Genomic DNA, 18,320 nt, shown 5'->3' with positions numbered 1-18,320 from the left:
GGTATGAATTAAGACCGTGATTAGCGCCACGCAGTTCGCCGTTATACTCGCCGCTCTGTTTGGGAGCCAGCATGATTTCTTTGCCGATCGATGAAGTTTTACCTGCCCTGCGTGAAGCCCTCGCTACACGCCACGAAGCCGTGCTCGAAGCACCGCCCGGCGCCGGTAAGACCACCCGCGTGCCTTTGGCCTTGCTCAACGAGCCGTGGCTGGCCGGGCAGACCATCCTGATGCTTGAACCCCGCCGGTTGGCCGCACGTGCAGCGGCGGAGCGGCTGGCCAGTGAACTGGGGGAGAAGGTCGGCGAAACCGTGGGTTATCGCATTCGGCTCGACAGCAAGGTCGGCCCCAACACCCGTATCGAAGTGGTCACCGAAGGCATTCTCACCCGGCGCCTGCAGGACGACCCGGCGCTGGAAGGTGTCGGCCTGCTGATCTTCGACGAATTCCACGAACGCAGCCTCGACGCCGACCTCGCATTGGCCCTGGGCCTCAATGGCCGCGAACTGTTCCGTGATGACCAGCCGCTGAAAATCCTGCTGATGTCCGCGACCCTGGAAGGCGAGCGCCTGGCCGGGTTGCTCGACGACGCGCCGATCCTGCGCAGCGAAGGGCGCATGTTCCCGGTGGCGATGCGCTGGGGCCGGCCGTTCCAGGCCGGTGAATTCATCGAGCCGCGTCTGGTGCAGACCATCCTCGAAGCCTTGAACGACGAGACCGGCAGTGTGCTGGTGTTCCTGCCGGGGCAGGCGGAAATCCGGCGCGTGCACCAGCAACTGGCCGATGCGCTGGGCGATAACCCACAGGTTCTGTTGTGTCCATTGCATGGTGAACTGGACCTGACGGCACAGCGTGCGGCAATCGATCCGGCACCGGCGGGCAAACGCAAAGTGGTACTGGCCACCAACATCGCCGAGACCAGCCTGACCATCAACGGCGTACGCGTGGTGATCGATGCCGGGCTGGCGCGGGTGCCGCGTTTCGACCCCGGCAGCGGCATGACCCGCCTCGACACCCAGCGCATTTCCAAGGCCAGTGCCACCCAGCGCGCGGGCCGGGCTGGGCGCCTGGAACCCGGCGTGTGTTATCGCTTGTGGTCCCAGGATCAGCACGAGCAACTGGCGGCCTACGGCAGTGCGGAAATCCTTTCGGCGGACCTCGCCGGGCTCGCCTTGCAACTCGGACGCTGGGGCGTGACGCCCGGGCAACTGGTGTGGCTCGACGTACCGCCGGCGGCCGCTTATGCACAGGCCCAGGATCTGCTCGAGCGCCTGGGCGCACTGGAAGGCGAAGCATTGACCCGCCACGGTCAGGCCATGGCCGAACTGCCGGCGCATCCGCGCATCGCGCATTTGTTGCTGCGCGGCCAGGCGCTGGGGCTGGCGGACATGGCCTGCGATGTCGCGGCGCTGCTCGGCGAGCGCGATATCCTGCGCGGTGCCGGGGCAGACCTGCACAGCCGACTGGTGCTGCTGTCTGGCGAAGAGCGTGCCGCACGCGGTGCCCAAGGCGGCGTGCAGCGCGCACGGCAATTGGCGCGGCAGTACCGTGGCTATCTACGGGGCAAGGCATCGGAACCGGTCAGCGATCCCGAGCATCCGCGCTGGTTGGGTGCGTTACTGGCGCTGGCCTATCCCGACCGGGTCGCCCAACAACGCCGTGCCGGTGGTGCGGAGTATCGCCTGGCCAACGGCCGCGCAGCCTTGTTCGCCGAGGCGGACAGCCTGATGAAGCAAGCGTGGCTGGTGATCGCCGATCTGGGCAGTCGTCAGGGCCAGCGTGAGGAGCGGATTTATCTGGCGACGGACTTCGATCCGGTGTTGTTCGATTCGGTACTGGCCGAGCAGGTGCGCTGTGTCGATCAACTGGATTGGGACGAACGTGAAGGCGTGCTGCGGGCCGAACGCCAACGCAAGGTTGGCGAGTTGATCCTCAGTCGTGAACCGCTCACCGGCCTCGACGAAAGCGCACGCAGCCAGGCGCTGGTGAATCTGGTGCGGCGCAAGGGGCTGGAGCTGTTGCCGTGGACGCCGGAGCTGCGTCAGTGGCAGGCGCGAGTCGCGTTGTTGCGGCAACTGGACCTCGCCGGCAAGGGCGAGAGCGAGTGGCCGGATGTCAGCGACGCGGCGTTGCTGAAAAACCTGGAACACTGGCTGATGCCGTATCTGGGCAAGGTTTCCCGGCTCAGTCACTTCGCCAATCTTGACCTGTCGAGCATCGTCCACAACTTGCTGCCGTGGCCGCTGCCGCAGCGGCTGGACGAGCTGGCGCCGCATCATTTGAGCGTGCCGTCGGGCTCGTCGATTCGTCTGGACTACAGCGAACAGCCACCGATTCTCGCGGTGCGTTTGCAGGAGCTGTTCGGCCTGGCCGAAACCCCGCGCATCGCCGGGGGCCGGCAAGTGGTCAAGCTGCACCTGTTGTCCCCGGCGCGGCGGCCGGTGCAGGTGACCCAGGATCTGGCCAACTTCTGGCGCAGCACCTACGCCGAGGTGAAGAAGGATTTGAAGGGGCGGTACCCGAAGCATTACTGGCCGGATGATCCGCTGGTGGCCGAAGCGACTGCGCGGATCAAGCCGCGCAAGTAGTTATGGGGCCGGCCTTTCAGCCTTTGCAGTCAGTTGTTCGCGGCAGTAATCCGCAAACAACTGCGCCGGTTTGGTCAGTTGCCCGCGTTTGAGCCACGCCGCCACCAGTCCCGAGCCGGTGACATCTTCGGCAATGTCCACGCACACCACTTTCTGCCCGTCGTAGGTGCACTCCGAGTGCGGTTTGGTCACCAGGATCGAGAAACCGAAGCCTTGGCCGACCATGCCGCGCACCATCTCGATTGACGGTGAGCTGAAGGCAATGCGCGGCGTCAGGTCCAGCTCTTCGAACAGGCTGACGAAGTAGGTCCGGCTCGGCTGCACGTCCAGAAGAATCATCGGCTCCAGGCACAGGTCCCGCAGCGACACTTGCGCCTGCTGGGCGAAGCGGTGATCAGCCGGCAGCAATGCGTAAGGCCGTTGCGCCGGCATCAGCGGTTCGGTCTCGATGGTGCCGTCGAGGTCGTGCTCGTAAAGGATCGCCAGATCGAAGGCGCCGGACGTCAGGCCTTGCACCAGTTCTTGTTGCTCGCCGTCGCGGATGCGGATTTCCACCCCCGGGTACAACGCCGAAAACCCGGCGATCAATTGCGGCAGGTACAGCGGCGCGACGGTTTCGAAACAGCCGATATCGATCTGCCCGGACACCACATCGTTGTCGGCCAGGGCGTTCTGCTCGAACTCCCTGGCCATGCGCAGCAGTTCCTGGGCCTTGCGGTAAAAGCGTGCACCGCTGGGAGTCAACGACACGCCCTGGGCGTGATGGCGGATCAGCAGTTGCACGCCGAAGCTGTCTTCCAGCCCCTTGATGGCCGTGGAGATCGAAGGCTGGGCGATGTACAGCTTGCGCGAGGCCTCGGCGACGCTGCCGCACTCGACGGTGGTGATGAAGTATTTCAGTTGACGCAGATTGTAGGCAGCCACAGCAAACCTCGGGGGAGAACGGATCAGGCATCCTGGCAATTTGCGCGCCACCCCTATCCGCTCGGGCAGCGATTTGTCGTGGTTGAACAATAACCACATGCTGCACCGGAAGGGAGATTGGCTACGTAGTTTTTTCTTGGCCTGCGAACACATTTTTACTGGTTTTCCACCGCTTGGGCCTGAGCGACTATCCAATACACAAGAACGTCCTCTGGAGCATCCGAACGTGTTCGAGCTTGAGTATTGGCAACGCAAAGCCGCCTCCCTGCGGTTTCCCGACCAGGCCGTGATCGATGGCCAGCGCCGTGCGGCGCAGTCGGGGCAGACTTTCGCCGCGATCAACCCCGCCACCGGCCAGTGCCTGGCCAACGTCGCCGCCTGTGGCGAAGACGACGTGAACGCGGCGGTGCGCAATGCGCGGCAGGTCTTCGAGGCGGGCACCTGGGCTGCGCGCTCACCGAGCGAACGCAAGCAAGTGCTGCTGCGTCTGGCCGATTTGATCCTCGACCACCGCGAAGAGCTGGCGCTGCTCGACTCGCTGAACATGGGCAAGCCCGTTACGGACGCCTACAACATCGATGTGCCAGGCGCCGCGGGAGTGTTCCGCTGGTACGCCGAGAGCCTCGACAAACTCTACGATCAGGTCGCGCCGAGTGCGCAGAACGTACTGGCAACCATCACCCGCGAAGCCCTCGGCGTAGTCGCGGCCGTGGTGCCGTGGAATTTCCCTCTGGACATGGCCGCGTGGAAACTCGCCCCGGCCCTGGCTTCGGGCAATTCGGTGATCCTCAAACCGGCCGAGCAGTCGCCGTTTTCGGCCTTGCGTCTGGCTGAGCTGGCACTGGAAGCAGGTATTCCTCCCGGCGTGCTCAACGTGCTGCCGGGCCTCGGCGAGCAGACCGGCAAAGCCCTGGGCCTGCACCCGGACGTCGATTGCCTGGTGTTCACCGGCTCCACCGAGGTCGGCAAATATTTCATGCAGTACTCGGCCCAGTCGAACCTCAAGCAGGTGTGGCTGGAGTGCGGCGGCAAGAGCGCCAACCTGGTGTTCGCCGATTGTCAGGATCTGGATCTGGCGGCCGAGAAAGCCGCATTCGGCATCTTCTTCAATCAGGGCGAAGTCTGCTCGGCCAACTCGCGATTGCTGGTGCAGCGTTCGATTCATGACGAGTTCGTCGAACGCCTCAAGGCCCAGGCCGAACGCTGGCAGCCAGGCGATCCGCTGGACCCGTCGAGCGCTGCCGGGGCCATCGTCGACAGCCGTCAGACCGCACGCATCATGAAGTTCATCCAGCAGACTGAGCAGCAAGGCGCGACCAAGGTCTGTGGCGGTCGGCAGTCGATCTTCAACGGCTCGGACAACTTCATCCAGCCGACGATTTTCACCGGCGTGACGCCGGACATGCCGCTGTTTCGTGATGAAGTGTTCGGCCCGGTGCTGGCCGTCACGGCGTTCGATGACGAGGCCCACGCCTTGCAATTGGCCAACGACAGCGTCTACGGTCTGGCGGCCTCGCTGTGGACCGACGACCTCAACCGCGCTCACCGTGTGGCGCGACAGTTGCGGGCCGGTACGGTGTCGGTCAACAGCGTCGATGCACTGGACGTGACCGTGCCTTTTGGCGGCGGCAAGCAGTCGGGTTTCGGCCGCGACCTGTCCCTGCATTCATTCGATAAATACACCCAGTTGAAGACCACCTGGTTTCAATTGCGCTGATAACAAAACGGAGAACTGGCGATGACCACACCACGTGAAACCCGCGACTACCAGGCCGCCGACGCTGCGCACCACATCCATGCGTTCGTCGATCAGAAAGCCCTCAATGACGAGGGGCCACGGGTGATGGTCCGTGGCGAGCGCCTGCACCTGTGGGACAACGATGGCCGGCGTTACCTCGACGGCATGTCCGGGCTGTGGTGCACCAACCTCGGTTACGGGCGCAAGGACCTGGCGGCCGCGGCGAGCCAGCAGCTGGAGCAGCTGCCGTACTACAACATGTTTTTCCACACCACCCACCCGCAGGTGATCGAGCTGTCCGAACTGTTGTTCAGCCTGCTGCCGGGGCACTACAGCCACGCGATCTACACCAACTCAGGCTCCGAAGCCAACGAGGTGTTGATCCGCACGGTGCGGCGTTACTGGCAGGTGCTCGGCAAGCCCGAGAAAAAAATCATGATCGGCCGCTGGAACGGTTACCACGGTTCGACCCTGGCCGCGACGGCGCTCGGCGGCATGAAATTCATGCACGAAATGGGCGGGATGATTCCGGACATCGAGCACATCGACGAGCCGTACTTCTTCGCTCACGAGGGCAACCTGACGCCAGCCGAATTCGGTCTGCGCGCGGCACAGCAACTGGAAGCGAAGATTCTCGAACTGGGCGCGGACAAGGTCGCAGGCTTCATCGCCGAACCGTTCCAGGGGGCCGGCGGCATGATCTTCCCGCCAGAAAGCTACTGGCCGGAAATCCAGCGCATCTGCCGCAAGTACGATGTGCTGCTGTGTGCCGATGAAGTGATCGGTGGCTTCGGTCGCACCGGCGAATGGTTCGCCCACGAGTACTTCGGTTTCGAGCCGGACACCCTGTCCATCGCCAAGGGCCTGACCTCGGGCTACATCCCCATGGGCGGCTTGATCCTGTCGAAAAAAATGGCTTCGGTGCTGGTGGAGCAGGGTGGCGTGTTTGCCCACGGCCTGACCTATTCCGGGCACCCGGTGGCGGCGGCGGTGGCGATTGCCAACCTCAAGGCCCTGCGCGATGAAGGCGTGGTAACGCGGGTCAAGGATGACATCGGTCCATACCTGCAACAGTGCCTGCGCGAAGTGTTCGGCAAGCACCCGCTGGTGGGCGATATCCAGGGCACGGGCATGGTCGCGGCGCTGCAACTGGCCGAAGACAAAACCAGCCGCAAGCGTTTTGCCAACGAGAACGACATTGCCTGGCGTTGCCGTACGATTGGTTTCGAGGAGGGCGTGATCATTCGCTCGACCCTTGGCCGGATGATCATGGCGCCAGCGTTGATTGCCAGCCGTGAAGAGATTGACGAACTGATCGCCAAGACCTTGAAAGCGGTGGATCGTACGGCGCAGGAATACGGCCGGCTCTGATCTTTTCTGAAGGTCCTGCGGACCTTATTCGCGAGCGGGCTCGCTCCCACATTGGATCTGTGTCGATCACAAATCCCCTGTGGGAGCGAGCCTGCTCGCGAATGCTTTTGCTGATTCAACCCATCTTCCAAGTCCTGCACCCACCTCGGGCATCCGCGCCCACAGCGCCCTTCAGCAGTGCGCGCTAACGAGTTTTTTCATCGTTCGCATCGACATATTTCCTCATTTTCCTAATCCCGCCCTTGGGCCAACATCGATCTCGCCAGCCAGCCCGATGCTGCATGCCGAAAGGTCCATCAGAGACCACAGGCCGGGCCGCTGGCCGTACTGCCCATGACAAAACTAAATCAACAGCTTTGGGAGTGCTCCATGATCAAGTCCTTGCTTACGCGCGTTGCCCATCCACTGGCGGTCACCGCCATCGCCGCGACGGTCGCCACCAGCGCCCAGGCCGGCACCCTGTCCATCGGTCATACCACCTGGGTCGGCTATGGCACCCTGTACCTGGCCCAGGACCTTGGCTACTTCAAGGAAAACGGCTTGACCGTCGAGTTGCCGGTGGTCGAAGAAGCGGCGATGTACATGGCCGCGCAAGCTTCCGGCGAGTTGTCCGGTTCGGCGTCGACCATCGACGAGGTGCTCAAGTACCGTCCGCAATTCTGCTTCAAGGCCGTGGCCGCGCTGGACGACAGCCATGGTGGCGACGGCGTGCTGGTGGGCAAGGACGTAAAGAGCCTGCAAGAGCTCAAAGGCCAGGCCGTGGCGGTGAACGAAGGTTCGACCTCGCAGTTCTGGTTGTCGTATCTGTTGAAGAAGAACGGCATGAAAATGAGCGACATCACCGTGCAGAACATGACGGCCGACGATGCCGCCACCGCGTTCATCGCCGGTCGCGTACCCGCCGCCGTGACTTGGGAGCCGCACCTGTCGATGGTGCGCGACAAGCAGCAGGGCAAGGTGCTGGTCGACAGCAGCAGCACCCCGGGGGTGATCGTCGACGTCGTCGCACTGAACTGCACCGTCATCGAAAAACAACCGCAAGACGTCAAGGCACTGGTGGCCGGTTTGTACAAAGCCGTGCAGTACACCAAGGATCATCCACAGGAAGCCTACAAAATCATGGCCAAGGGCGTTGGTGGTTACCTGGCCGATCCGAAGGAGCTCGAAGCGGCCGCCCGGGGCGTGCGTTTCTATGACCAGGCCATGAGCGAAAAACTGCTGGGGGCGCCGGGCAAACAGGGTGACAGCGCACCGCTGATCAAACTGGCCAACGAGACCGCCAGTGAGCTGCAAGGCAAACCCTACAACGTCAGCAATGACGACCTGATCGACAACCGTTTCGTTACCCCGCTCTAGGAGGCTGCATGTTCAAGCGCAATTCATGGCTGAGCCGCTGCATTACGCCCAAGACCGGTTTGCCGGTCTCGGTGATCTGGAGCGCAAGCGGGTTGGCCTGGGTGCTGTTGGTCGGCCTGTGGGCCGGGTTGTCCTACGGCGGCGTGGTGCCGGGCATGTTCCTGCCGACGCCGGGCGCGGTGGTCGAGGCCGCCGTGCGCCTGGGGCGCGACGGCACCCTCGGCCAGCATGTGTGGGCCAGCGTCGAAGTGGTGATGGTCGGGTTCATTGTGTCGTCCCTGGTGGCGGTACCGCTGGGTCTGCTGATGGGCAGTTTTCGCATCGTCCAGGCTTTCCTTGAACCCTTGGTGAATTTCATTCGTTACCTGCCGGTGACCTCGTTCGTGCCGCTGTTCATCCTGTGGATCGGCATCGGTCTGGAGCAGCGGGTGTCGGTGATCATTTTCGGCGTGTTCTTCCAGCAACTGGTGATGATCGCGGACGTGTCCAAAGGCATTTCCAAGGACCTGATCAACGCTTCCTATACCCTCGGTTCGAACCGGCGTGACGCCGTGCTGCATGTGATCGCCCCCGCGTCGCTGCCGGGCGTGCTCGACACCTTGCGAGTGACGATGGGCTGGGCATGGACCTACCTGGTGGTGGCTGAACTGGTCGCCGCGTCCAGTGGCCTGGGTTACCTGAGCCTCAAGGCCATGCGTGGCTTTCAGGTGGATGTGATTTTCCTCGCCATCGCGATCATCGGCCTGCTGGGCCTGGTCACCGATCAACTGTTCCGTTTCCTACGCCTGAGGATCACCGCATGGGCTCAGTAACCGCCGCCACTCATCGTTTTGTCGCCCCTCAGACCGCCCCGGTGAACGCGCCGCGGCTGCAAGTGGACAAGGTCAGCCTGAGCTACAGGAAACCCGATGGCGGAACCTTTACCGCGTTACAGGAGGTGTCCTTCGAGGTGCCGGACCAGCAATTCGCTGTGCTGGTGGGGCCTTCGGGCTGTGGCAAGTCGAGCCTGCTGTACCTCACCGCCGGCCTGGCTGAACCGACCTCGGGCGCGATTTACGTCGGCGGCCAACAGGTGGAAGGCCCCGGTGCGGATCGCGGCATGGTGTTCCAGAGCTACACGCTGTTCCCGTGGCTGACGGTGCGCCAGAACGTCGAGTTCGGCCTCAAGCGGCGCGGCATGCCGGCGGCGCAACGCAAGGACATCGTCGACTACTACGTCAATGAAGTGGGTCTGAGCGGCTTTGCCGACAACTATGCCAAGCAGTTGTCTGGCGGGATGATGCAGCGTGTCGCCATTGCCCGGGCGCTGGCCAATGACCCGCAGATCCTGCTGATGGACGAACCCTTCGGCGCCCTCGACAGTCAGACGCGCCTGCAAATGCAGCAGTTGTTGCTGCGGGTCTGGGGCAACAGCAAGAAGACCGTGTTGTTCGTGACCCACGACATCGACGAGGCGATCCTGCTGGGCGACCGGGTGTATGTGATGGGCGCAAGACCCGGGCGGATCAAGCAGATTCTGGATGTGCCGATTGAACGTCCACGCAACCTGGACATGGTCATGGAGCGCTCGTTCATCGAGATGAAGCGCGAGATCTTCGGGCTGCTGCATGATGATCTGGAGGAAGTGCATTAAGGCTGATTGCCGCCATGCATGCCCTCTGTGGGAGCGAGCCTGCTCGCGAAAGCGGTCTATCCGTCGACATCATCGTTGACTGACACGCCGGCTTCGCGAGCAGGCTCGCTCCCACAGGTTTTGTGTTGAACCGGAACTACGGCGCAGCCGGCAACAGAAACCGGGCAATCACCGGCAGGTGATCGGAGATACGCAATGTATCGTCCTGCCGCACCATCGCCTCAATCCGTTTGATCCGCGGGCTGTAGAACAGGTAGTCAACGGTCCGGTCCGGGCCGTTCAGCCCGGTGTCGTTCGGGTAATGCGTCAGCCAGCGTTCGCGATCGATACCACTGGCTTCGTTGTTGGTCGGGATCATCGGGTACTTGTCCCACAGGATGTGCAACGGGCTGTCGGCGGAGTAGGGCGCGCGTTGCACATCGGGCAGGCGTCGATACTGGCCCAGTGGCAACAGGTTGAAATCCCCGCCGATCAGCCACGGCGTGCCACGGCTTTCGAATTTATCGAGGGTCCTGGCCACGGCGTTCACCTGGTTTTGCAAGGTATTATCGCCTTGGGTCGCACGCTCCAGGTGGGTATTGAGCACCGCCATCTGTCCACCGTCACTCAAAGGCAAGTAGCTCACCAGCAAGGCGTTCCTGGGTTTGAATTGGCGGCTGACCGGGTTGCCGGAGGCGACCGGCAGTTGCAGGCGTTCGGCATGTTCGATCTGGTAACGGCTCAGGGTCGCCAGTTGCCGACCGACACTGCCGAAGATATGCGGGTTCGGTACGAAGTCGGCCTTCCAGTCGAAGGCGCTGGCGCTGCATGGGTACAGATCGGCGAGCCGTTCCTGCAGCAGTTTGAACTGGCGCTGGTAATCGCTGGCCTTGGCGCCGTCGTCCAGCTCCTGCAAGAGCACAATGTCCGGTTGTTCGTCGCGAATCACTCGCGCCACTTCGTCGAGGCTGAAGGCCATGTCTTCCGGTGTGGGGCGTTCGTCGGTACCGGGGGCCAGGTCATTCCAGAATACGTAACGCTTGCCGGCCAGGTACTGGACGTTCCAGGTCATCACCTTCAGCACCTGACCGGGGACCAGGATGGGCGCCTGTGGACTGCAACTGACGGGCAACACTTCTTTGGCATCGGGGCGCCAGGTCAGGCTGTAGATCATTACGGCGATCAGGCCGATCATGATCAGCAGGCCTGGCAGGGTGTAGCGCAGTAGACGGGTCATGGCTCGGCTTAATAGCGTTACAAAATTGTTCCCGAGCATACCCGGGAGCGATGGTCGCGCCCAAGGTCAGAGCGCGTTGTCATTGCTCGCGGGCAACGGGTTGATCAGCATGAACAGACGGAACAACACCACGCTGGTAAACAGCTGCAGGAAACTGTGGGCGCTGTCGATCAGCAGCGAGATCACCGGGTTCTGTGGATCCGGGTACACCGCCAGGGTGGCCCCCTTGAGCAGCCACAGCGGCCCCATCACACACAGAATGCACAGCAGGATGCGCATGAAATGACCGCGGGTCATGCGCAGGCTTTCCTTCATGGCCGCCAGCGGCGCCAGGCCGCGCAACACCAGCAGGTATTCGCCAAACGCCAGGGTCACCATCAGGTAGATGCCCGGCAGGAAATACAGTGACAGGCCCAGCAGGATCAGCACGGTATTGAGCGCCGTCAGCAGGGCGAAGCGTGGCCACAGGCTCGCCGCCGTCGCCAGCAGGTCGCGGTTGCGCGGCGACTCGCCCCGGCTGCGGGCGTCGAGAAACAGAATCAGCGCGGCGGTGTACAGCGGGTACACCAGCAAGCCGACAATCACGCTGATACCGGGGAAACTGTCCGGCTCCGTGGAGTGGTCGACCACTTGTTGCAGCAGCGCCTCGAGAATCACCAGCGGCAGGCACAGCTGCACGATCTGGCCCAGATTGCGCTTGAAGAAATACAGCGAGTCACGCAGGACGTCTAACGGATTCATCGGTTGGTATCGCAGGTTGGAAGCAGTGGCTCACTTTAACCGATGAAGCACTCGGGGACGCAAACGTAAACGATCGGTAAAGGTCATTGAAACATCTTGTTTCAGCCTCCATTAAGGTCGAGCACCTTATCCTCAGTGGAAAAGGACAACGATTTCCCCCGGCAATCTACGAGGTCGCCATGAATAGCGAAGAACAAACCCTGATCGATGGACTGTTTTCCCGGCTGCAACAGGCCGAAACGGACTCAGCCCCGCGCGACGCCCAGGCCGAGGCGCGGATCAAGGAACACCTGACGCGCCAGCCCGCGGCAGGTTATTTCATGACCCAGGCGATTCTGGTGCAAGAGGCGGCGATCAAGAGCCTCGATGAACAGAACAGGCAGCTGACCCAGCAAGTCCAGCAGTTGCAGGCCGAGCTGCAACAGGCCAAGGCTCAGGCGACCCCGGCTCCGGCACCGAGCAGTGGTGGCTTTTTGTCGAGTATTTTTGGTGGTGCCTCCCGTGAACCACAACCGGCACCGACCCAGAGCGCGCCGCCATCGAGCGGTGGCTGGCGTGAGCCGGGACGCTCGTCGTTCGGCTCGCCAGCGCCGCAGCAGAACTTTGGCGCGCCGCCGCAAAACTTTCCACAACAGGGCTATGCCCCGCAACAGCAGGCTCCGGCAGCGGCCGGCAGCAGTTTCCTCGGGGGAGCGCTGAAAACCGCCGCCGGCGTGGCAGGTGGCGTGATGCTGGCACAAGGCATCAGCAGCCTGTTCCATCACAACCAGCAGCCTGAAGTCGTCGAAGTCATCAAGGAAGAGCCGGCCCAGGTCAACGACCAGGGCAACAATGGCTGGGGCGACGACCAGCGCATGGCTGGTAACGACTCCTGGGGCAACGATCAGGGCGGGTTCAGCGACGCTGATTACAGCGATGACTCGCTCTTCGGTGGCGACGACGATTCCTTCGTCTGACCTGCCATTCGTCCGGAGCGCAACCCCGCTCCGGGGCGATTATTCGCGGAACAATCCTCCGGGCTGGCATACTGGGCGACTTTTCGGGCCTGGTGCCTGATTCAGCCTTTGAGGAGTACCGGTGAAAAAAATCGCAGTGTTCGCCGATGTCCAGAACCTCTACTACACCGTGCGTCAGGCTTATGGTTGCCACTTCAACTACGCTGCGCTGTGGGCTGACGTCAGCAAACAGGGCGAGATCGTCGAAGCCTACGCCTACGCCATCGACCGTGGCGACAGCAAACAACAGCAGTTCCAGCAGATCCTGCGTAACCTCGGTTTCACCGTGAAGCTCAAGCCGTACATCCAGCGCAGCGACGGTTCGGCCAAGGGTGACTGGGACGTGGGCATCACCCTCGACATCATGGATGCCGCCGACCATGTCGATGAAATCGTCCTGGCCTCCGGCGATGGTGACTTCGACATGCTGCTGGAACGCATCATCAGCAAACACGGGGTACAAGCGGTGGCCTACGGCGTGCCGGGCCTGACCGCCAACTCGCTGATCCGCGCCGCCAGCCGCTATGTGCCGATCGAAGGCTCGTTGTTGCTCAAGAATTGATTTTTACGGAGTAGAACCAGGTTTGGAACGCATCGCAGTCATCGACTTTGAAACCACCGGGATCTCCCCGAGCAGCAGCTGCCGGGCCACGGAAATTGCCGTGGTGATCCTTGAACAGGGGCGCATCGTCGAGCGTTACCAAAGCCTGATGAACGCTGGCGTGCGCGTCCCGGTTTTCATCGAGCAGCTCACCGGCATCAGCAACGCCATGCTGCGCACCGCGCCGTCGGCAGAGCAGGTGATGAACGAGGTCAATGAATTCGTCGGCACCACGCCACTGCTGGCGCACAACGCTGCGTTCGACCAGAAGTTCTGGGACTTTGAGCTCGGGCGAATCAAGCGCACCCGCTTGCAGAACTTTGCCTGCTCGCTGCTACTGGCCCGGCGCCTGATGCCCGCCGCACCGAACCACAAACTCGGCACCCTCACCACCTTCGCCAACCTGCCCGACACCGGCAAGGCCCACCGGGCCATGGCCGATGCCGAGATGGCGGCCAACCTGACGGCGCACCTCGCCGAGGAATTGCGACAAAAGCACGGCTTGCGCGAGCTGTCCCATGACTTGCTGTGCAAGTTGCAGAAAGTCCCGGCGGCGAAAGTCGGCGAACACCTCAAGCGCTATCGCGGGTTCTGAAAACACCGCACATCCCCCTGTGGGAGCGAGCCTGCTCGCGAAGACGGTGTCTCAGTCAACGATGATGTCGACGGAAAGACCGCTTTCGCGAGCAGGCTCGCTCCCACAATGGGTCATTTGTGGTCTTGGGTTTATTTGCTGTTGCCTTCGATATGCCCCAACGGCACCCGCTTCTCTATCGCACTCGACAACACAATTGACGTCTTGCTGAACCCGAACGTGGCGATCCGGTTGATCAGATCTTCCAGCTCCGGCATCGAGCCCACGGCTGCCTGCATGATCACGCAGGGATCACCGGTCACCCGATGGCATTCGGTCAGTTGCGGGATTTTGATCAGGTCGTCATAGGCCTTCTGGTTGCCGTGCTGGTTCAGGCGCAGTTCGATCACGCACTGGATCGGCAGGCCGAGCTTGGCCATGTCGACCTTTGCCTGATAGCCGGTGATCACGCCGCTGGCTTCGAGCTTGGCCACGCGCTCGGCCACGGCCGGGGCTGACAGGTTGACTTTGCGCGCAAGGTCCGCGTAGGACGCGCGACCGTTTTCCAGCAGGGCGCCGAGCAGCATGCGGTCGTACTTATCCATCGTGGCACTCCTGAAAAATGACGGGCTTTCGAAAACACGGTTTATAGCCATGAACTCCGTGTTTTGAAAAGTGTACTGGCGGTTTAAAAAGGTTTTGTAACTTATTTTCCGGCTCCAGCCTTTCTAGAATAGCCGTTCACCTGTTCTGCCTGTGAGTTGCCCCCATGTCCGGCCTACGTCGCTTCCCCTTACCGTTGATCGCAGCCTTTTTCGCGTTGTACGTGATTTGGGGCTCGACTTACCTGGTGATCCGCATCGGCGTGGAGTATTGGCCGCCCTTGTTGCTCGCCGGGGTCCGCTTCGTCATTGCCGGGACCTTGATGTACGCCTTCCTGCGCTGGCGCGGGGCGCCGGCGCCGACCTGGGCGCAATGGAAAGCCGCCGGGATCATCGGCATATTGCTGCTGGCGTGTGGCAACGGGGCGGTCAGCGTGGCCGAACACACGGGCGTGGCTTCTGGAGTGGCAGCGTTGGCCGTGGCGACGGTGCCGCTGTTTACCTTGCTCTGTGGCTATTTCTGGGGCGCGCGCAATACCCGTCTGGAATGGGCTGGCGTTGCGCTCGGAATGATCGGCATCGTCATGCTCAACCTCGGCTCCAACCTGCAATCGAGTCCGTTGGGGGCAGCCCTGCTGATTTTTGCGGCGGCCACCTGGGCTTTCGGTTCGGTGTGGAGCAAACACCTGCCGCTGCCTCAGGGGGCGATGGCCAGTGCCGTGGAAATGCTGATGGGTGGCGTGGTGTTGCTGATCGGCAGTGCGGTCAGCGGTGAGCACATGGACAAGGTTCCACCGATCGAAGGCTGGGCCGCGCTGGCGTACCTGACCGTGTTCGGTTCGATCATCGCCTTCAACGCCTACATGTACCTGCTGAAACACGTGCGTCCGGCGGCGGCTACCAGTTATGCCTACGTCAATCCGGCGGTGGCGGTGCTGCTGGGGATCGTGTTTGTCGGCGAAACCATTGGCATCGAGGAGGCGCTGGCCATGTTGGTGATCATCAGCGCCGTGGTGCTGATTGGCTTGCCGCAGTGGCGTCGTACGCCGCAGCAGCCGGTGGAGAAGGTCGTGCCAACGGTCGTGCCGACAGAATCCCGTGTGAATTAGGGTAAACTGCGCGCCATTGCACTCTTGTATGCACAACCGCGCTGAATTTTCCTACGGTACTCCCATGACTTTCGCCACCCTTGGCCTGATCGAACCCTTGCTGCGCTCTCTCGAGAAGCTCGGCTACCAGACTCCGACGCCGGTTCAGGCGCAAGCCATTCCGGCTGTGCTGGCCGGTCGCGACCTGATGGCCGCCGCCCAGACCGGCACCGGCAAGACTGCCGGTTTCGCCCTGCCGCTGTTGCAACTGCTGGCCATGGAAGGGCCGAAAGTCACCGCCAACTCGGTCCGCGCGCTGATCCTGGTGCCGACCCGCGAGCTGGCCGAACAGGTTCACGAAGCCGTGCGCCAGTACGCTGAAAACCTGCCGTTGCGCACTTACGCGGTATACGGCGGCGTCAGCATCAATCCGCAAATGATGAAGCTGCGCAGCGGTGTCGATCTGCTGGTGGCAACCCCGGGCCGCTTGCTCGATCTGTTCCGCCAGAACGCGCTGAAGTTCAACCAGTTGCAAACCCTGGTACTGGACGAAGCCGACCGCATGCTCGACCTGGGCTTTTCCGAGGAGCTGGCGAACATTTACCGTGCGCTGCCGAAGAAACGTCAGACGCTGCTGTTCTCCGCGACTTTCTCCGATGACATCCGCCTGCTGGCCGGGCAGATGCTCAACGATCCGCTGAGCATCGAAGTCAGCCCGCGCAACGTGGCGGCCAACACCGTCAAGCAATGGATCGTGACGGTAGACAAGAAGCGCAAGCCGGAACTGTTCGTGCACCTGATGCGCAAGGGCAAGTGGAAGCAGGTGCTGGTGTTCGCCAAGACCCGTAACGGCGTGGACGCACTGGTGGAGAAACTCCAGGGCCTGGGCATCAACGCCGATGGCATCCATGGCGATAAACCCCAGGCGACCCGCCAGCGCGCACTCGACCGGTTCAAGGCCAGTGAAGTACAGATTCTGGTCGCCACCGACGTGGCCGCCCGTGGCCTGGACATCGAAGACCTGCCGTTGGTGGTCAACTTCGACCTGCCTATCGTTGCTGAAGACTACATCCACCGCATCGGACGTACCGGCCGTGCGGGTTCGACGGGCGAGGCGATTTCCCTGGTCTGCGCCGATGAAGTGAATCTGCTGTCGGCTATCGAGATGCTGACCCGTCAGACCTTGAAGCGGCAGAACGAGCCGGACTTCGAGCCGGAGCACCGCGTGCCGGACACCGATGCCAGCGGCCAGGTGATCAAGAAGCCGAAAAAACCGAAGAAGCCCAAGGCGTCCGGTGGTGGCGGTGGTAAGCGCAATCTTGGTAAGTGGGTGGATAGCGGGGAAGTTGCTCCGGCGGAACCGTCGATCAAGCCTGTGCGCAAGGTGCCGGTGTTCAATACCGGGCCGCGTAAGCGTAAGCCTTGATTAACTTCGGCGGCTGTTAAACCGCCATCGCGAGCAGGCTCGCTCCCACAGAAAAATGCATTCCAACTGTAGGAGCGGGCTTGCTCGCGAAGGGCGCGCCTCGGTCGTCAGCCCTTGCGCTGTAGCCACTCGATCATTCCAAGCCCCGCCGCTCGCCCACTGGCGAAACACGCGGTCAGCAGGTAACCGCCGGTCGGCGCCTCCCAATCGAGCATTTCCCCGGCGCAGAACACGCCAGGCATCTGCTTGAGCATCAAACGCTCATCCATCGCCTCGAACACCACCCCACCCGCACTGCTGATCGCCTCGTCCAGTGGACGGGTTTTCACCAGTGTCAGTGGCAAAGCCTTGATCGCATTGGCCAGCAAGGCCATGTCGGCAAAGCAGTCGGCGCTGGTCAGCTCACGCAATAGCGCTGCTTTCACCCCATCGATGCCCAACTGACTGTGCAGGTGCTTGGCCATCGAGCGCGATCCCCGGGGTTTGCTCAACGCCGCCTGGATTTTATCCACAGGCCGGCCCGGCAGCAGGTCCAGATGAATCGTTGCCGAACCCTGCTGGTTGATTGCCTCACGGATCGGTGCCGACAGGGCATAGATCAGGCTGCCTTCGATCCCGGTGGCGGTAATCACACATTCGCCGAGGCGGGGAACGTCGTCGTTAAGGCCGATGGCGATATTTTTCAGCGGCGCGCCAGCGAATTTGCTGACCAGCAATTCGCTCCAGGCCTGCACCTCGAAGCCGCAATTGCTCGGTTGTAACGGCGCCAGTCCTACGCCGTGTCGCTCCAGTGGCAGCATCCATGTGCCGTCCGAACCCAGGCGTGACCAACTGCCGCCGCCGAGGGCGAGCAGGGTTGCATCGGCTTGAATGGTTTTTTCGCCTTCCGGGCTGTCGATGCGCAAACCGCCATGCTCGTTCCAGCCCAGCCAGCGGTGGCGGGTGTGGATAACTACGCCACTGTCGCGCAGGCGTTTGAGCCAGGCGCGCAGCAGCGGCGCGGCTTTCATGTCGGTGGGGAATACCCGGCCGGAGCTGCCGACGAAAGTGTCGATACCCAGTTCGTGAATCCACTGACACAACGCTTCGGCACCGAAGGCACGCAGCAATGGGGCGATTTGCGGGGCACGTTCGGCGTAGCGCGAGAGAAACGCAGGGTAGGCTTCGGAATGAGTGATGTTCATGCCGCCGACACCGGCCAGGAGGAATTTGCGTCCGACCGAAGGCATGCCGTCGTACAGGTCGACCTTGATCCCTGCCTGGCTCAACACTTCGGCCGCCATCAGACCGGCGGGGCCGCCGCCGATGATGGCGACACGGGAAGGGGAGGCGGTCGAGGATCGGGTCATGGGAAGCACTGCGGTTTTGGCGAATGAAGCCGGGCATTCTACCAGCCCCGACCTCTGTAGGAGCGAGCCTGCTCGCGATGGTCTTGAACGATTACGCGGGAAACCGGGTGCCCAGCGG

16 protein-coding genes are annotated in these 18,320 nt (G+C 62.3%); 11 read left to right on the top strand and 5 right to left on the bottom strand.

Going from position 1 to position 18,320, the window contains the following annotated elements; translation table 11 throughout:
- Window positions 1-71: 71 nt before the first annotated feature.
- Window positions 72-2,588 carry an ATP-dependent helicase HrpB gene (gene hrpB, locus ACEN8E_RS25940; RefSeq protein ID WP_495590392.1) on the top strand — a complete coding sequence of 839 codons (2,517 nt, stop codon included), beginning with the start codon at window positions 72-74 and terminating at the stop codon, window positions 2,586-2,588.
- On the opposite strand, the gene ACEN8E_RS25935 is transcribed toward hrpB, so the two are convergent.
- The gene (locus ACEN8E_RS25935) at window positions 2,589-3,512 is read right to left on the bottom strand and encodes a LysR substrate-binding domain-containing protein (protein ID WP_495590391.1); all 924 of its coding nucleotides are present in this window, start codon (window positions 3,510-3,512) and stop codon (window positions 2,589-2,591) included.
- Window positions 3,513-3,738: 226 nt separating this feature from the next.
- Between ACEN8E_RS25935 and ACEN8E_RS25930 the strand changes: the two genes are divergently transcribed.
- From ACEN8E_RS25930 to ACEN8E_RS25910, 5 genes are all read left to right on the top strand, one after another.
- On the top strand, window positions 3,739-5,229 hold the full coding sequence (locus ACEN8E_RS25930) for an aldehyde dehydrogenase (protein ID WP_495590390.1): 1,491 nt from the start codon (window positions 3,739-3,741) through the stop codon (window positions 5,227-5,229).
- Between the two features lie 21 nt (window positions 5,230-5,250).
- Window positions 5,251-6,621: an aspartate aminotransferase family protein gene (locus ACEN8E_RS25925; RefSeq protein WP_429371606.1), complete on the top strand. Its 1,371-nt coding sequence runs from the start codon at window positions 5,251-5,253 to the stop codon at window positions 6,619-6,621.
- Between the two features lie 369 nt (window positions 6,622-6,990).
- On the top strand, window positions 6,991-7,977 hold the full coding sequence (locus ACEN8E_RS25920; protein ID WP_495590389.1) for an ABC transporter substrate-binding protein: 987 nt from the start codon (window positions 6,991-6,993) through the stop codon (window positions 7,975-7,977).
- Window positions 7,978-7,985: 8 nt separating this feature from the next.
- Window positions 7,986-8,789 carry an ABC transporter permease gene (locus ACEN8E_RS25915; protein WP_007990681.1) on the top strand — a complete coding sequence of 268 codons (804 nt, stop codon included), beginning with the start codon at window positions 7,986-7,988 and terminating at the stop codon, window positions 8,787-8,789.
- Window positions 8,777-9,610, top strand: a complete 834-nt coding sequence (locus tag ACEN8E_RS25910) for an ABC transporter ATP-binding protein (protein WP_495590388.1) — start codon at window positions 8,777-8,779, stop codon at window positions 9,608-9,610. The genes ACEN8E_RS25915 and ACEN8E_RS25910 overlap by 13 nt, the downstream gene beginning before the upstream one ends.
- 136 nt (window positions 9,611-9,746) lie before the next feature.
- Here the strand turns inward: ACEN8E_RS25910 and ACEN8E_RS25905 are convergent, their stop codons facing one another.
- Window positions 9,747-10,826, bottom strand: coding sequence for an endonuclease/exonuclease/phosphatase family protein (locus ACEN8E_RS25905; protein WP_495590387.1), 1,080 nt, complete (start codon window positions 10,824-10,826; stop codon window positions 9,747-9,749).
- 66 nt (window positions 10,827-10,892) lie between these two features.
- Window positions 10,893-11,567, bottom strand: a complete 675-nt coding sequence (locus ACEN8E_RS25900) for a YciC family protein (protein WP_495590386.1) — start codon at window positions 11,565-11,567, stop codon at window positions 10,893-10,895.
- A gap of 179 nt (window positions 11,568-11,746) precedes the next feature.
- On the opposite strand from ACEN8E_RS25900, the gene ACEN8E_RS25895 reads away from it, so the two are divergent.
- The 3 genes from ACEN8E_RS25895 to ACEN8E_RS25885 all read left to right on the top strand — a co-directional run bounded on the left by ACEN8E_RS25895 (window position 11,747) and on the right by ACEN8E_RS25885 (window position 13,758).
- The gene (locus ACEN8E_RS25895; RefSeq protein ID WP_495590385.1) at window positions 11,747-12,523 is read left to right on the top strand and encodes a DUF2076 domain-containing protein; all 777 of its coding nucleotides are present in this window, start codon (window positions 11,747-11,749) and stop codon (window positions 12,521-12,523) included.
- A 121-nt stretch (window positions 12,524-12,644) separates the two neighbouring features.
- On the top strand, window positions 12,645-13,124 hold the full coding sequence (locus tag ACEN8E_RS25890; RefSeq protein WP_429371595.1) for an NYN domain-containing protein: 480 nt from the start codon (window positions 12,645-12,647) through the stop codon (window positions 13,122-13,124).
- 22 nt (window positions 13,125-13,146) lie between these two features.
- Window positions 13,147-13,758 (top strand): 3'-5' exonuclease, encoded by a 612-nt coding sequence (locus ACEN8E_RS25885; protein WP_495590384.1) that lies wholly within the window; start codon window positions 13,147-13,149, stop codon window positions 13,756-13,758.
- Between the two features lie 131 nt (window positions 13,759-13,889).
- Here the strand turns inward: ACEN8E_RS25885 and ACEN8E_RS25880 are convergent, their stop codons facing one another.
- The gene (locus ACEN8E_RS25880; RefSeq protein WP_495590383.1) at window positions 13,890-14,342 is read right to left on the bottom strand and encodes an Lrp/AsnC family transcriptional regulator; all 453 of its coding nucleotides are present in this window, start codon (window positions 14,340-14,342) and stop codon (window positions 13,890-13,892) included.
- A gap of 164 nt (window positions 14,343-14,506) precedes the next feature.
- Between ACEN8E_RS25880 and yedA the strand changes: the two genes are divergently transcribed.
- Both yedA and rhlE1 read left to right on the top strand, forming a co-directional pair.
- The gene (gene yedA, locus ACEN8E_RS25875) at window positions 14,507-15,448 is read left to right on the top strand and encodes a drug/metabolite exporter YedA (protein ID WP_495590382.1); all 942 of its coding nucleotides are present in this window, start codon (window positions 14,507-14,509) and stop codon (window positions 15,446-15,448) included.
- Window positions 15,449-15,512: 64 nt separating this feature from the next.
- Window positions 15,513-16,853 carry an RNA helicase RhlE1 gene (gene rhlE1, locus ACEN8E_RS25870; RefSeq protein WP_258682688.1) on the top strand — a complete coding sequence of 447 codons (1,341 nt, stop codon included), beginning with the start codon at window positions 15,513-15,515 and terminating at the stop codon, window positions 16,851-16,853.
- 107 nt (window positions 16,854-16,960) lie between these two features.
- On the opposite strand, the gene ACEN8E_RS25865 is transcribed toward rhlE1, so the two are convergent.
- The gene (locus tag ACEN8E_RS25865) at window positions 16,961-18,202 is read right to left on the bottom strand and encodes a TIGR03862 family flavoprotein (protein ID WP_495590381.1); all 1,242 of its coding nucleotides are present in this window, start codon (window positions 18,200-18,202) and stop codon (window positions 16,961-16,963) included.
- Between the last annotated feature and the right edge of the window lie 118 nt (window positions 18,203-18,320).

The sequence above is a fragment of the Pseudomonas sp. Pseusp9 genome (assembly GCF_059491265.1).
The sequence above is the reverse complement of the archived record's forward strand: the minus strand, read 5'-3'. Positions and strand labels throughout refer to the sequence as shown.